This is a genomic window from Clavibacter sp. AC415, assembly GCF_979252985.1.
The window spans coordinates 17895-32078 of the sequence record NZ_CEEDAR010000022.1; the positions used below are offsets into that span (position 1 = coordinate 17895).

General features: G+C 75.0%; 13 protein-coding genes and 5 pseudogenes. 7 read left to right on the forward strand and 11 right to left on the reverse strand.

Going from position 1 to position 14184, the window contains the following annotated elements:
• The first annotated feature begins 24 nt into the window (after positions 1-24).
• Positions 25-393 carry an ATP-binding protein gene (locus ACZ411_RS14985; RefSeq protein WP_464171406.1) on the forward strand — a complete coding sequence of 123 codons (369 nt, stop codon included), beginning with the start codon at positions 25-27 and terminating at the stop codon, positions 391-393.
• Between the two features lie 475 nt (positions 394-868).
• Positions 869-1249 (forward strand): helix-turn-helix domain-containing protein, encoded by a 381-nt coding sequence (locus ACZ411_RS14990; RefSeq protein ID WP_464171408.1) that lies wholly within the window; start codon positions 869-871, stop codon positions 1247-1249.
• Here ACZ411_RS14990 and ACZ411_RS14995 read toward each other — a convergent pair.
• Complete coding sequence (locus ACZ411_RS14995) at positions 1224-1859, reverse strand: 4'-phosphopantetheinyl transferase family protein (RefSeq protein ID WP_464171410.1); 636 nt, start codon at positions 1857-1859, stop codon at positions 1224-1226. The genes ACZ411_RS14990 and ACZ411_RS14995 overlap by 26 nt on opposite strands.
• 128 nt (positions 1860-1987) lie before the next feature.
• Here ACZ411_RS14995 and ACZ411_RS15000 point away from each other — a divergent pair, with 128 nt between their 5' ends.
• Positions 1988-2854: a hypothetical protein gene (locus ACZ411_RS15000; RefSeq protein WP_464171412.1), complete on the forward strand. Its 867-nt coding sequence runs from the start codon at positions 1988-1990 to the stop codon at positions 2852-2854.
• A 254-nt stretch (positions 2855-3108) separates the two neighbouring features.
• On the opposite strand, the gene ACZ411_RS15005 is transcribed toward ACZ411_RS15000, so the two are convergent.
• Complete coding sequence (locus tag ACZ411_RS15005; RefSeq protein ID WP_464171513.1) at positions 3109-5859, reverse strand: proline dehydrogenase family protein; 2751 nt, start codon at positions 5857-5859, stop codon at positions 3109-3111.
• Between the two features lie 103 nt (positions 5860-5962).
• A pseudogene (locus ACZ411_RS15010) lies at positions 5963-6973 on the reverse strand (proline dehydrogenase family protein); the annotation flags it as partial.
• Here ACZ411_RS15010 and ACZ411_RS15015 point away from each other — a divergent pair.
• Positions 6918-7820, forward strand: a complete 903-nt coding sequence (locus ACZ411_RS15015; RefSeq protein WP_094115062.1) for a LysR substrate-binding domain-containing protein — start codon at positions 6918-6920, stop codon at positions 7818-7820. The pseudogene ACZ411_RS15010 and the gene ACZ411_RS15015 overlap by 56 nt on opposite strands.
• 47 nt (positions 7821-7867) lie before the next feature.
• Here the strand turns inward: ACZ411_RS15015 and ACZ411_RS15020 are convergent, their stop codons facing one another.
• The 4 genes and pseudogenes from ACZ411_RS15020 to ACZ411_RS15035 form a co-directional block, all read right to left on the reverse strand.
• Positions 7868-8257, reverse strand: coding sequence for a hypothetical protein (locus ACZ411_RS15020; RefSeq protein ID WP_464171414.1), 390 nt, complete (start codon positions 8255-8257; stop codon positions 7868-7870).
• 67 nt (positions 8258-8324) lie between these two features.
• A pseudogene (locus tag ACZ411_RS15025) lies at positions 8325-8717 on the reverse strand (copper resistance CopC family protein); the annotation flags it as partial.
• Positions 8714-9472 carry a YcnI family copper-binding membrane protein gene (locus tag ACZ411_RS15030; protein WP_104289565.1) on the reverse strand — a complete coding sequence of 253 codons (759 nt, stop codon included), beginning with the start codon at positions 9470-9472 and terminating at the stop codon, positions 8714-8716. The pseudogene ACZ411_RS15025 and the gene ACZ411_RS15030, both read right to left, overlap by 4 nt.
• Positions 9473-9629: 157 nt before the next feature.
• Positions 9630-10298: a hypothetical protein gene (locus ACZ411_RS15035; protein ID WP_464171417.1), complete on the reverse strand. Its 669-nt coding sequence runs from the start codon at positions 10296-10298 to the stop codon at positions 9630-9632.
• A 134-nt stretch (positions 10299-10432) separates the two neighbouring features.
• On the opposite strand from ACZ411_RS15035, the gene ACZ411_RS15040 reads away from it, so the two are divergent.
• Positions 10433-11170 (forward strand): alpha-lytic protease prodomain-containing protein, encoded by a 738-nt coding sequence (locus ACZ411_RS15040; RefSeq protein WP_464171419.1) that lies wholly within the window; start codon positions 10433-10435, stop codon positions 11168-11170.
• A gap of 20 nt (positions 11171-11190) precedes the next feature.
• Here ACZ411_RS15040 and ACZ411_RS15045 read toward each other — a convergent pair.
• The 4 genes and pseudogenes from ACZ411_RS15045 to ACZ411_RS15060 all read right to left on the reverse strand — a co-directional run.
• Positions 11191-11650 (reverse strand): annotated as a pseudogene (locus ACZ411_RS15045) (MarR family winged helix-turn-helix transcriptional regulator).
• A 105-nt stretch (positions 11651-11755) separates the two neighbouring features.
• Positions 11756-12205: a VOC family protein gene (locus ACZ411_RS15050; RefSeq protein ID WP_104343978.1), complete on the reverse strand. Its 450-nt coding sequence runs from the start codon at positions 12203-12205 to the stop codon at positions 11756-11758.
• Between the two features lie 130 nt (positions 12206-12335).
• A pseudogene (locus tag ACZ411_RS15055) lies at positions 12336-12767 on the reverse strand (aldose epimerase family protein); the annotation flags it as partial.
• Positions 12768-12891: 124 nt separating this feature from the next.
• Positions 12892-13203: pseudogene (locus tag ACZ411_RS15060) on the reverse strand (aldose epimerase family protein); the annotation flags it as partial.
• Between the two features lie 162 nt (positions 13204-13365).
• On the opposite strand from ACZ411_RS15060, the gene ACZ411_RS15065 reads away from it, so the two are divergent.
• Entirely contained in the window at positions 13366-13638 is a 273-nt protein-coding gene (locus ACZ411_RS15065; protein WP_464171421.1) for a hypothetical protein, read from the forward strand.
• Complete coding sequence (locus ACZ411_RS15070; RefSeq protein WP_464171424.1) at positions 13608-14168, forward strand: DsbA family protein; 561 nt, start codon at positions 13608-13610, stop codon at positions 14166-14168. Before ACZ411_RS15065 ends, ACZ411_RS15070 begins: the two co-directional genes overlap by 31 nt.
• Positions 14169-14184 lie beyond the last annotated feature (16 nt).

The window sequence follows — 14184 nt, forward strand, 5'->3', positions numbered from 1 at the left end:
CCATCGACGTTATACTCGAGTTCGATGTATAACGACGATGGCCGCCCTGCGAGCCTCTCGCTCAGTCCGTACACGCCGGGCTCCATCCCCGCGGGCCTGCCCGGCCGAGCGGAGAAGCTGCAGCAGTTCCGGGAAGCCGCTCAGCGGGTGAGCGCAGACGGTCAGTTCGTCCCTCGCGTCCAGGTCGACCATGGTCCTCGGGGCATCGGCAAGACCTCGCTCCTCCGGGAGGCGCAGCGCATCTTCGGCGGCTACGGGGTCCGGACCGTGTTGATCACCGCCGATCCGAACGAGGACCTGGTGCACTCGCTGCTCGGCGAGCTCAAGCAGGTCGTGGAAGCGGCACCCGTCTTCGTCGGACTGCGCTCGAGTCCATCGACTCGGCGACGGTGACAGTGGGTGCGCCCGGGATCGCGCAGGTGGGCGTGACCCTCACCGCTCCCGGGAGGACGCGTACCGCGGCCTCCGCGAAGGGGCTCCAGCTCGCCCTCCGTGCCGCCCTCGCCTCGGTCGTGCACGACGGTGACGCCGGGATCGTCATCCTGATCGACGAGATCCAAGAATCGGATCCCGAGGAGCCTGCGGACCATCGCCTACGCATGGCAGGAGATGAACCCCCTCCGGCCCTTCGATCCCGAGCAGCCCCGGACCGCGCTCTTCGCCGTGGGCCTCCCCGGCGCGCCCACGAAGATCAACAGGGCGGTGACGTTCAGCGAGCGCTTCCGGTTCCAGCCGATGCACGGGCTGTCCGCTGCCGGTGCGCGGGAGGCGCTCGAGGGTCACGGCCGCGGCGGCCGGAGTCCGATGGGACGCAGCCGCGATCGACCGCGGAGCCGCCGAATCGGGCGGGTACCCGTACAAGGTCCAGTTGATCGGAGACGCGTGTTGGCGAGCTGCCGCCCACCGGCTGGACCGTGAGGGGCTCGCGCCGGACGACGTGATCACGCTCGCCGACCTGCGAGAGGCGCTGCCCGCCGTGGAGTCGGAGATGCGCACGCTCTTCACCGCCCGATGGCGTGGGGCGAGCCCCCGGCAACAGGACATGCTGGTCGCCATCGCGCGGCTCGGCGGAGAGGACGTGAAGCGGGCGTCCCTCGCCGATGCGCTCGGCACCACCACGAGGGCCATCTCGGTCCCCCGGCAGAAGCTCCTGGACAAGGGCCTCGTCGACGCGAACAAGCACGGGCACCTGTCGTTCACGGTCCCCGGGTTCACGGAGTTCGTCATCGACCAGGCGGAGAACGAATGACGCGCGCATCCCGATGAGACGAGCGCGCCCTCGAGACGCCCGGTCGTCGGAGGGCGGTGGGCGCGCGCCGCTCGGGATCACCGGCATCCTGTTGGGCCAGCGCTGCCACCCGATCCGCCCCGAGCTCCAGGTCCCGCACCCGGTAGCGCGCCTCCTCTCCGTCGATCCACGCGGTCACCCCCGTCGCTTCGGCCTCGAAGCGGACGAGCGCCGGATCGACGAGCAGCCCGCGACCGTCGGCCTTGAGCACGGCCTCGATCCGCACCCACCGCGCCAGCGTCGTGCCGGGCGGCGCCTCCCGGCCGCGCTGCTCCGCGTCGATCCCGATCGGCCCGCGCCCGCTCACCGCGACGACGACCGCGTCGCCCGCGTGCGCGACGCTCGCGTGCAGGGCGTCGAGGGCGCGGGATCCGCCGAGCACCGGCCGCCCGTGCGGCCCGCCGCAGGTCGCGCACCGGGCGCGCACGGTGACGTCGGCGGCGTCGGCGCCCACCAGCTCCGCGGCGAGCGCCCGGAGCGCGTCCCGTCCGGCGGCGGTGCGGGCGGCCCGGTCGGCCGTCGCGTCCACGTGCACGGCCGCGACCCGGACCGCGCCGTCCCCGGGCCTCACGACGCTCCAGCGCGGGTGGTCCGCGCCGAGGTCTCGTCCATCCGCCCATCGTGACAGGAGGGAGGACGTTCGCGTGCTGTCCACCCGGCCGCCTTCCGCCGTGACGCCCGCGCGTGCCACAGTCGGGCATGGTCAGGTGGATCAGGAACTCCGTCATCGGTCTCGTGGTGGTCGCCCTGCTCGGCGGGGCGCTCGTGCTCGCCGGCTGGACGGTCTCGGAGACGCACTTCGCGCGGCCCGACGCGGGCTTCGACCGGGAGGTGGCGCGCCTGGAGGCGCTGCCCGGCGCGCGGGTGACCTCCAGCGAACGCTGGGTGGAGGCGCCCACGTTCTCCGAGCCGCAGGCGCGCGTGGACGTCGAGGTCGCCGCGGCGGACCTCCCGGGCATGCTGGCCGCCACCTGCGCCGCCGAGTACCCCGGCCCGGTCGCGTGGTCGCTGGTCGTCGACGCCGGTGCGTCCACCACGGTGATCGTGAACGACGACATCCCCGCCACGGGCTCCCGCTGCCTCGACGTCGGCTTCGACGTCGCCGGCATCGTCGAGGCGGCCGGTGCCCTCGTCCCGGGCGTCGACCTGCAGCCGGTCCTCCGGGAGGACGGCAGCCTCGCGCTCGTCGCGGTCGACCTCGAGGGCCGCGACATCGCCGGCTCCCTCCCGCTCGTCGCGCACGCCGACGACCTGCGCGACGCCGCCGGCCTCGACGCGGACCGGACCGTGCAGATCGACACCATGGCCCTGGGGATCGCGATCGGGCCGGGCGAGCACGATCGCTGGCGGGCGCTGGTCGACGGGCTCGTCACCGAGGACGGGGTGACCCAGCTCTCCGCCGACGATGCGGACTCGCAGACGGACGGCGTCGCGAAGGTGCAGGTCGCCGTGCCCGCCGCGGCGCACGACGCGGTCGAGGCGCGGATCCGGGCGTCGGGGCTGCCCGTCGCCGATCACCCCGTGCGGTTCCTGCCCGATGACGGACGGGAGACGACGGAGGGCTAGCCCGCGTCGCGGGACGGGTCGACCCCTGCCGCGCAGCGCCGCGTCAGCCCAGCTCGCGCACCAGCCACTCGTCCGTCTCGGTCGCCTGCCGCGTGCGGCCGGCATCGTCCACGTACTCGTACGCGCTCGTCGTCACCTCACCCGTGCCGCGGTACCCCAGGCGCTCGTACAGCGCCCGGGCGCGCGGGTTGTCGAGCGCGACCCCGACCGCGAGGAGGCCGCGCGAGCGCGCGGACCTCGACCCCCGTCCGCACCTAGATGACCGCCTCGCTCCAGTCGTCCGGGTTGCCGAAGCGGTGCGCGGTGATGCTGATGGCCTGCTCGCGCAGGAAGGTCAGCATCTCCACGCGACCGGCCGCGGTCACCTCGTCGGCGAAGACGGCCACGTCGGGCGTGCCGCGGAGCGCGTCCGAGAGCGCCCGCGCCTCGACGAGGCGCGAGCCGCGGGCGGCGACGAGGCGCACGCGCTCCGTCGCGATGCCGGAGGAGGAGACGCGGGCGAGCCACGCGTCGTCGGTCTCGATGGTCACGTGCACGCTCGGCAGGTCGTCGAGCACCTGGCCGAGGCCCGCGGGCAGGATCCCCGGCACCGACACGTGCATCTCCGCGCGCGCCAGCCGCCCCGCCGCGAGCACCCTCAGGAGCTCCGCGAGCGAGCCCGACTCGGTGAGCCGCACCGTGACCGGCAGCGGACGGTAGCGGAACAGGTTGCGCTCCACGCCGAGGTCGCTGGGGTCCTTCACCTGCCCGAACTCCTCGTGCCACGCCACCGCGTCGCTGAGCGCCGACCGGCGGACCAGGTCGAAGTCCTCGTAGCGGATGGCGGGCTGCGCCGACTCGATGAGCTCGGTGACCCGCGGCGACAGGCCGCGCAGGTGCAGGGAGCTCGAGTGCCGGCCCGCGTCGGAGACCCAGGAGCCGAGGCCCATGAGGTAGTTCGGGCCGCCCGCCTTGGTGCCGGATCCGACCGAGGAGCGCTTCCAGCCGCCGAACGGCTGGCGCTGCACGATGGCGCCCGTGATCCCGCGGTTGACGTACAGGTTCCCCGCCTCGACGGTCTCGAGCCACTGCTCGAGCTCCCGCGCGTCGAGGCTGTGCAGCCCCGCGGTGAGGCCGTACGGGATGGCGTTCTGGAAGCGGATGGCCTCCGCGAGGTTCCGCGCGCGCATGACGCCGAGCACGGGCCCGAAGAACTCGGTGAGGTGGAAGTACGACCCCGGCTGCACGCGGTCGCGCACGCCCGGGGACCACAGGCGGCCGGTCTCGTCCATCTGCTCGGGCTCGACGAGCCACCTCTCCCCGACGCCCAGCTGGGTGAGGGCGTGCTTGAGCTTGCCCGCGGCGGGCTCGATGATCGGGCCCATCTGCGTGGTGGGATCCGACGGGTATCCGACGCGCAGCGACGACACCGCGTCGGTCAGCTGCGTGAGGAACCGGCGCGACCTCCCGACCGAGCCCACGAGGATCACGAGGCTCGCCGCCGAGCACTTCTGGCCGGCGTGGCCGAACGCGCTCCTCACGACGTCGGCCGCGGCCAGGTCGAGGTCGGCGCTGGGCGTGACGATGATGGCGTTCTTGCCGCTGGTCTCCGCGAGGAGCGGGAGGTCGCTCTTCCAGGAGCGGAAGACCTCGGCGGTCTCGTAGCCGCCGGTGAGGATCACGCGGTCGACGGCCGGGTGGGAGATGAGGTGCTCGCCGAACTCGGCCTCGCCCGCGTCGACGAGCGCGAGCAGCTCGCGCGGCACGCCGGCCTCGCGGAGCGCCTCGACGAGCACCGCGCCGGAGCGGCGGGCCTGCCCGGCGGGCTTCACGACCACGCCGCTGCCGGCGGCGAGGGCCGCGAGCATGCTGCCGGCGGGGATGGCGACGGGGAAGTTCCACGGCGGCGCGACGACGGTGACGCGCGACGGCACGAACCGGGCGCCCTGCACGCGGTCGAGGTCGCGGGCGCGCTCGGCGTAGTAGTGGGCGAAGTCCACGGCCTCGCTGACCTCGGGGTCGGCCTCGGCGATGGTCTTGCCGGTCTCGGACGCCATGACCTCGATGAGGCGCGCGCGGTTGCGCTCGAGGGCGACGCCCACGCGGTGCAGGAGCGCCGCGCGCTGTTCGCTGGGACGGGCGCCCCACGCGGCGGCGGCCGTGCGCACGCCGTCGATGACGTCGTCCAGCTGGTCGGTCGAGCCGATGCGCGCGGCGTCGATGGTCGCGACGCCGAGCTGCGAGGCGGCCACGCGCGACAGGATCTCCCGGCCCCAGGCGCGGTTCGTCGGCAGGGCCGGATCCGTGTCGGCCGCGTTGCGGAACGGCGTCGGGGAGGCGTCGGGGTCCCCCAGCGCCGCGGGCGTCAGCAGGGAGCCGCGCGTGAAGCCCTGCACCACGTTGGTGAGCTGCGGGTCGACCTCGTCCTCCGGCTCCTCGGGCGTCTCCGGCTCGGCGAGCGGATCCACGTCGTCGAGCTCGGGCGGGAAGCGCCGGTCCTGCGTGCGGTTCGGCGCCGGGATCGCGTCGTCGACGCCCGCGAGAGACGCCCGGAACCGCGACTCCTCGCGCGCGAACAGCTCGCTCGACGTGCTCAGCTCGAACACCGCCGACATGAAGTTCTCCTGGCTGGCGTTCTCCTCCAGGCGGCGGATGAGGTACGAGATGGCCACGTCGAACTCGGTCGGGTGCACGACGGGCGTGTAGAGGAGGAGGCCGCCGACCGTGCGCTTCACGGCCTCGGCCTGGCCGGTCGCCATGCCGAGCAGCATCTCGAACTCGATCCGGTCGGTAACGCCCCGCTCCTCGGCGAGGAGCCACGCGTACGCGACGTCGAAGAGGTTGTGGCCGGCGACGCCGACCTTCACGGCGTCGGCCGCGGCGGGCTGGAGCGCGTGCTCGAGCATGCGCTTGTAGTGCGTGTCGGTCTGCTCCTTCGTGGCCCAGGTGGCGACCGGCCAGTCGTGCATCCGCCCTTCGACCTGCTCCATCGCGAGGTTCGCGCCCTTGACGATGCGGACCTTGATGGGCGCCCCGCCCGCCGCGCGCCGCTCCTGGGCCCACGACGCTGAGGCGCTGCAGCCCGGCCAGCGCGTCGGGCAGGTACGCCTGCAGCACGATCCCGGCCTCGAGGTCCTTCAGCTGCGGCTGGTCGAGCACGCGCGTGAAGACCTCGATGGTGAGGTCGAGGTCCTTGTACTCCTCCATGTCGAGGTTGATGAACTTCGGCGCCGCGGCCTCCGCCGCCAGCTCGTACAGCGGGGTCAGCCGCTCGACGACCTTGTCGACGGCCTCATCGAAGGCCCACATCGACAGCTGCGACACGACCGACGACACCTTGATGGAGACGTAGTCCACGTCGTCGCGGGCGAGCAGCTCGCGGGTGCCGGCCAGGCGGCGCGCGGCCTCCTGCTCGCCCAGCACGGCCTCGCCGAGGAGGTTCAGGTTGAGGCGGGATCCGCCGGCGCGCAGCTTCTCGATGGCCGGGCCGAGCTTGTCGCTCGTCGCGTCGACGATGAGGTGGCCGACCATCTCGCGGAGCACGCGGCGCGCGACGGGCACGACCACCTGCGGGAGGACGGGCCCGAGGATCCCGCCCGCGCGGATCGCGCCCTGCATGTACCAGGGGAGGAAGCCGGGGGTCTTCGAGGTGAGCGCGGCGAGGCTGTTGCCGGCGACCGGCAGGTCCTCCGGGCGGACGACCCGGTCGACGAAGCCGATGGTGAAGTCGAGCCCGTGCTCGTCCTTGAGGACGCCCGCGAGCCGCTCCGCCGACGGGTCCGCCGGGTGCGTCGCGGCCTCGGCGAGCCACGTGCGCACGAGGGCGACGGCCCGGTCGGCGAGGTCCTCGCGGTCGGGGGCGATCACGGGGACGGCGGCGGTCCCGGGGGCGGATGCGGTCTCGGCGGTCATGCGGGCCTCTTCGTCTCGTCTCGTGCGGGGCCGACCTCGTCGGCGGTCGCGCTCCACGCGCGCCCTCCCAGTGTGCGACCATGCTCCCATCGGATGCGCTGAACGTTTCCGATGATCATCGTGCGGCCCTGCCGATGATTCCACGCATCGGCCGGAACGGCGGGAGGCGCACGTGCTCGAGATGCGGCGCCTGCGCCTCCTCCGCGAGCTGAAGCTCCGCGGCACCATCGGCGCGGTCGCCGACGCGCTCTCCTTCAGCCCCTCGTCGGTGTCGCAGCAGCTCTCGCAGCTGGAGCGCGAGGCCGGGGTCACGCTGCTGCGCCGGGTCGGCCGACGGGTGGTGCTCACGCCGCAGGCGGAGATCCTCGTGGAGCACACGACCGCGCTCCTCGAGCGGCTGGAGCGCGCCGAGACCGAGGTCAACGCGTCGCTCGCGAACGTCTCCGGCACCATCCGCATGGCCGCGTTCCAGTCGGCGCTCCTGGCGCTCGTGCCACCGGCGCTCACGATCCTCCGCGACGACTACCCCGACCTCCGGGTCGAGATCACCATGCGGGAGCCCGAGTCGGGCCTCCACGACGTGTGGGCGCGCGACCACGACCTCGTCATCGCCGAGCAGTACCCCGCGCACGCGGCGCCGCGGCCCGCCGACCTCGACCGCGAGGAGCTGTGCGTGGACCCGCTCCGCTTGGGCCTCCCGCCCGGCCGGGATGACATCCGCTCGGTCTCGGACGCCCGGCGGCTGCCGTGGGTCATGGAGCCTGCGGGCACGGCGTCGCGCCACTTCGCCGAGCAGGTGTGCCGCGTCGCGGGGTTCGAGCCCGACGTGCGCTACGTCACGGCCGACCTGCAGGCCCACATCGACCTCGTGCGCGCCGGTCACGCCGCGTCGGTGCTGCCGGACCTGGTGTGGGCGGGTCGCGAGCCCGACGTGCGGCTCGTCGGCCTGCCCGGCTCGCCGCGCCGGACGGTGTTCACGTCGTCGCGCGTCGGCAGCCTCGACCGGCCCGGGATCCGCGCGTGCCGCGACGCCCTCGCCCGCGCAGTGGAGGTCATGGGGCACGGAGCGGGCTGAGAGGGCGGCGGGCGGTCGCGCGGCTGCGCGGCGAGGTGGCGACGCGGCTACTCGGCGGGCGGCCCGTCGCCGGCCGGACCGGTGCCGGAGCCCGCGGCGTCGGCGGGCCGGCGCCGACCGGTGACGACGATGAGGACCACGGCGGCCGCCGCGAGCACGACGATCCCGATGCCCACGCCCACGATGACGCCGAGGTACGGCGCGACGCCCGCCTCCTGCGCGGCTGCGGTGCCGGCGTCCGCCGTGGACGGATCCGCGGCGCCGGCGTCGGAGCCCGCGGCCGGCGCGGAGGACGACGCACCGGATCCGGCCGCCCCGCCCGGTGACGCCCCGCAGTCCGGTCCGGCCTCGGTCCCTGCGGACGCGACCGCACCCGCGGGCGCCCGGTACGTGAACGCGATGGAGTCGGAGACGGGGTGCCCGTCCGCGGAGACCACGCGCCGACGTGACCCGGTACTCGCCGGATCCGCCGAGCGCGACGGGCACCGAGACCACGCGCCCGGCGTTGACGGCGCACCCGGTCTCGAAGCGGGTGCCGGCGCCGTCGGGCCCGGTCACCTGCACGACCGACGAGCCGCCCGAGGCGGGGGCCGAGCCGTCGGATGCGTCCCCGCCCGCGCCGAGGTCGAGGATCACGTCGCTGAAGGTCAGCGCGACCTCCGTCGGCGGCGCGTCCACCGTCGAGCCGGCCGCGGGCGAGCTCGACACGAGGTAGTCGTGGGCCGAGGCCGGCGACGCCCCGTCGGGTCCGCTCCCCTGCGCCAGCCCGGCGACCGCCAGCGCGGCCGTCGCGAGCGCGGCACCGGCGAGGCCCGCCGCCACCCGGCGGAGCACGCCGTGCCGCGTCGGGGACGGCGCCCGGCGAGGACGCCGGGCGGTCGGGTGCCCGGGCGTCACGCCCGGTCACCGCTCTCGCGGCGCACGCGGGTGAGCGCGAACACGGCCACCACGACGGCGACGGCGCCGAGGGCGAGCCCGCCAACGCCGAGTCCCACCGCGACCGCGCTGGTCGTGGCGCTCGAGTCCGGGGCCGCGACCACGGTTGCGTCCGGCGCGGCGGTCGTCGTCATGGCGCTCATCGCGTCGGCGGGCGGCATGTCGTCCACGTAGAGCACGGGCGCGGGGTGCTCCGGCTCCTCGCCGGAGGCCGGGGTCGTCTCGTCCCAGTCCACGACGGATCCGTCCGAGTAGCCCTGGTGGGCCGGGAGCACGATGCTGCCGGTGTCGGGCACGGGTCCCACCGAGACGGTGAAGCGCTGGAACTCGCCGGCCGCGAGGCCCACGCCGTCGTCGGCGGTCCACGTGACCTCGATGGGCGCGTCGGTGATGGTCGCGTCGTCCGTCTGCACGGGCGCGTCGAGCGCCTCCGTGGTGACGGCGGCGGTCCAGCCGGGCACCGGCTCGGTGGACAGGCTCGAGAAGGGGGTGTCCTGCGGGAGGTCGACCGTGACGCGCGTCGTCGTGGCGGTCGCGGACTCGGTCGGGACCGTGAACGTCAGCGTGCTGTAGCCGCCGGCTGCCGCCTGGTCGGGCGAGACGCGGACGTGGGCGGAGGCCGCGAGCGGCGCGGCGACGGCGAGCGCGACGCCGCCGACGAGCGCGGCGGCCGAGCGGACCGCGCGGCGGCGGCGGGAGGGGGCGGAGGAGGTCATGGGATGTCCTGTTCCGGACCGCGCGGAGGCGGCCCCGGGTGCGGACGCGGCGGGGCCGGCGTCCGGGGGATGAGGGAGTGGAGGGGGCGGGCGCTGCACGGGGCGTCGCGTCCGCGGCACGAGCGGGCTCGCGCGGGGGCCGGATCCGACCGGCGCGTCAGGCCGCCGCGAGGGCGGCGACGAGGAGCCGCGCGCGCGGCGGGCCGCGGTACTGCAGTCGGCCGAGCCGGGCGCAGAGGTCGCGCAGCGAGCGTGGCGCGGGGGTCGTCGGGACGAGCCCCGTGGCGAGCGCACCGTCCGGCCGGACGAACGGGATCACGATGGCGCGCACGACGCGGAGCGCCGAGGCCGCGAGGAGCGCGCGGAGGGACGCCTCTCCGTGACGGAGCGCGAGCACGGTCACGACGAGGGCCGCGCCGTGCGAGAGCAGCATGCCGGCATCGAGCCCGATCGGGGCGCCGGCCCCGCCGGACGCGGCCGCGGGGAGGCCCGGGAGCGCGAGCGCCGACGCGCCGTGGCCCATGCTCGCGTGCGGATCCGCCGCGACGGCCGATCCGCCCGCGTCGGCCGCCGTGAACAGGCCGTGGAAGAGGAGCTGGCTCACGCCGACCGCGGCGACGAGCCGCCACAGCACGGTGCGCGTGCCGGCGAGCGCGACGGCCGCGAGCGAGGCGAGCGCGAGGCCGAACGCCACGACGCCCCACGACGGGGCGGCGCCGCCGCCGGCCTCGTGGAAGAGCGCGGCCACGAACGTGGCGGTGGTGGATGCGGCGAGCCCCCGGATCACGCGCTGGACGCGCGGCGGTATCGAGGACGGGACGGGCATCGTCGGCAGTGTAGACGAGCGGCCCGGGAGGACGCGGCGATGCCGCCCGGCGGCGATCCCCGCCCCTTGCCCGGGGCCTCGACCGCGCGGGATGATCGTCGAGCGGACCGCCCCTCCGCGGAGAGGCCGTCGCCATGCCGCGCACGCACGCGCACCGGATGCACGCCGTCGTCGCGATCGCGGCCGCCACCGTCGTCGGGGCGGGCACCCTCGCGGTCGCCACCGCCTCGCGCACGGAGGATCGCCCGGCTATCCGCGCGGCCGCGGCAGACGCTCCGGCGGCCGCCCCCGCGGCCGAGCGCGACGAGATCGATCGTCAGGTCCTCCAGCGCCGGGTGTTCGCCCTGCGCTCCGACCGCGCCTACGTCGAGGCGGTCGCGGCGTCACCCGACTCGGTGACCAGCGACTGGACCGGCCTCCGCCTCGCGCCCGCCGAGGCCGCGGAGTTCGCGCGCCAGGAGACGCTCGCCCCCAAGCTCGAGGCGATGCGCGCCGTGCTGACCCCGCTCGGCGCATCGGGCGGCGTGTGGTTCGAGAACCCGGTGGCCGAGCCGCAGGTGATGGTCGTGGCGATCGTCGGCGAGGTCGGCGCCGACGTCCGGCAGCGCATCGTCGACATAGCGGGTGCCGATCCGATGCGGTTCGCGACCGTCGAGCGCACGGAGCGGCAGCTCATGGACGTCGCGGACGCCCTCGCCGAGAGCCCCGCCGGACGCGCCGGCTGGCTGACGGGCTGGGGGCCGGACACCATCGGGAACCGCGTCGGCGTCTCCATCGACCCGGGGGCGCCCGCGACCGTGGAGGCCGACCTCGTGGCGTCCTTCGGCGACTTCCTCACGTTCACCCGCGAGGGCCCGGCGACCGGGGGCTGACGGCAGCCGCGGCCGGCCGGTCAGGCGGCGCGGTCGTCGGCCAGCGCGCCCGTGAGGCGGCCGACCACGTCGTCGAGCGCGTCGCGCAGCGCCTCCAGCTCGGCGACCGTCAGGCCGGTGCGCGCCGCCGCCTGCGCGGGCACGTCGAGCGCGCGCTCGCGCAGCTCCTGCCCGCGCGCGGTGAGCGACACCACCACGACGCGCTCGTCGACGGTGCTCCGCGCGCGGTCGACGAACCCGGCGGCCTGCAGGCGCTTGAGCAGCGGGGTGAGCGTCGCGGGCTCGAGCTGCAGGGTGGATCCGAGGTCCGAGATGGAGCGCTCGTCGCGCTCCCGAGAGCGCGAGCATGACGAGGTACTGCGGGTGGGTGAGCCCGAGCGGCTCGAGGATCGGCCGGTAGACGGCCACCACCGTGCGGGCGGCCACGACCGCCTGGAAGCAGACCTGGCTCTCGAGCGCCAGGGGATCCGTCGTCGTCATCGCGTCCTCCTCGACCGTGTCCTGCGTGCTGTCCGGTGCACCTGATCGATGCTACGCACGTGGGGCGCGGGGCCGGCGGCACGAGCCGCCGCCCCGCACGCCGGATCAGCCGGCGAAGACGAGCTCCACGTTGATGTCGTCCGGATCCTGCACCGAGAGGATCGACATGCCGGAGATGTCGGTCACCTCGCCGTGGGCGATGCCCCGCTCGGCGAAGAGCGCGGCCGCCTTCACGAGCTCGTCCCGCGAGGGGACCGCGAGGCTCACGTGGTCGAGGCCGCGGACGGCGGGGTCGAACTGGCCGCCGTCGCCCTCCACCGGACGCAGGCCGAGGAGCTGGTCGCCGACGCCGTAGACGACGCCGCCGAAGAAGACGGACGGGTCCTGGAGGACGGCCGGGTCGCTCGGGTCGCCCTCGCTGACGATGGCGGGGGTGAGCCCCAGGACGCCCTCGTAGAAGGCGCGCGAGCGGGCGAGGTCGGAGACGGAGATGCGCACGTGGTGCACGCCGGTGATGCTGTCGAGGGGAGCGGTGGTCGCGTCGGTGTCGGTCATGCATCCGACGCTAGGACGATCCTCTCGACCGTCACCGGGCCGTTCGGATTGCGACCACGGCTCCCAGCCGACATCCAGGACGGCCGCGGTCGCCGGTGGGCGCGCAGCCTGTCTCCCCCGGGGGGGGGGATCAGTCGTGCAGGTCGATGCCCCAGGCGCCCGACCACTCGGATCCGGGCTCCAGCGTGATGAGCCCGTCGCCCGAGTTGAACGCGTCGGCGGGCGCCGTCATCGGCTCCACCGCGACCGCCCAGACGTGCCCGTCGGCCGCCGGGTACCACGGCGTCACGAACACCTGCCAGTAGGTGAACTCGCCGTCGGCCCAGATCTCGGTGCGGCGGCCGTCGGGCGCCTGCACGCCGTGGCGCGTCACCCCGTCGACCACGCGGGCGTCGGCCCAGGCGTCGTCGAGCTTCGCGTCGCGCACGCGGACGCCGCCGCGCAGGTCGTAGCGGGTGCCCTCGACCGGGGTCTGCACGCCCGTGGGGTTCAGGCGCACCGGGTCCACCTCGATGTGCGTGGGCGCGTCGATGACGACCTCGAGGTCCTCGGTGGGCACGTCGCCGACGCGGAGGAAGGGGTGCGTGCCGACGGCGACGGGAGCGTCCTCGGAGCCGACGTTCGCGGATCCCGTGGGTGACGCGGACGCCCTGCCCGGTGAGCTCGTACCGCACGGTCGTCTCGAGGGCGAACGGGTAGCCGCGCTGCGGGTGGACGTCGGCCGACAGCGTGACGGACACGTCGTCGCGGTCCACCAGGCGGTAGGGCGCGTGCTCCAGGAGCCCGTGGATCGCGTTCTCGCGGTCCACCTCGGTGATGTCGAGCTGGTGGATCACGCCGTCCTGCTCCCAGATGCCGTCACGGATCCGGTTGGGCCACGGCGCGAGCACGATGCCGCTGCAGAAGGGCGGCTGCTGCGACTCGGGGTAGGACTGCACGAGGTCCGTGCCGTCGACCTGGAGCACGCGCAGCGCGGCGCCGACCTCCGCGATCACCATGCGCTGGGAGCGGCCGTCCACCTCCGCGATGAGCTCGTGCTGCTGTCCGGTGGGATTGCGGGGGGCGTACGACGCGTCTTCGGGCACCCGTCGAGCCTATCCGCACCCGGCGCTGTGGCGCCTCCCAGGGCGGGCGGCACGCCGCTCCCTAGGATCGGGCGCATGGTCCGGCATGAGAACGAGAAGATCCGCGCGATCCGCGAGAAGGCCCGCATCGAGAGGGCCTTCGACGACCGCCGCCGCAAGCGCCGCCGGCTCATCGCCCAGTTCTCGGTCGCGGGCGGCCTCGTCGTCGTCATCGCGGCGATCGCCGGCGGCGTCTCTACCTCCTCGGGCAGTCCCAGGCGGCGAGCGCCGCGGGCCCCGTCGCCGACGCGACCGCGCCGCTGTCGACGGGCGACGAGGTGCGCGTCGCGTCCGACGGCACCGGCGTGAGCGTCGGCGCGGCCGACGCCCCCGTGACCCTCGACGTCTTCGAGGACTACTCGTGCCCGCACTGCGCCCAGTACGAGTCGGAGACGGGCCCCCTGCTCGACCGGCTCGCGGCCACGGGCCAGGTGCGCGTCGTCTACCACCCCATCCAGATCGTCACGAAGTACGGCCAGGTCGCGGGCAGCGCGGCGGCCTGCGTCCTCGCGGAGGAGCCCGAGAGGTGGCCGGCCGTGCACTCGGCCCTGTTCGACAACCACTCCACGGTCACCGACTCGTGGACCCACGCCGACTTCGTCACCTGGCTCACCACGCTCGACGTCACCTCGGAGCCGGTGCGCACGTGCGTGGCCGAGGGCCGGTACTCCTCGTGGATCACCGGGAACACCTCGGACGCGAGCGCCGCGGGCGTCACGGGCACGCCGACCCTGCGCATCCAGGGCGACATCGTCCCGACCGTCGCGGGCCAGGACCTGGTGGACGCCCTGTCGGGTGCGGGCGCGCAGCTCCCCGAGGGCATCGCGGCCGACAGCTGACCTGCCGCAGGCCCCG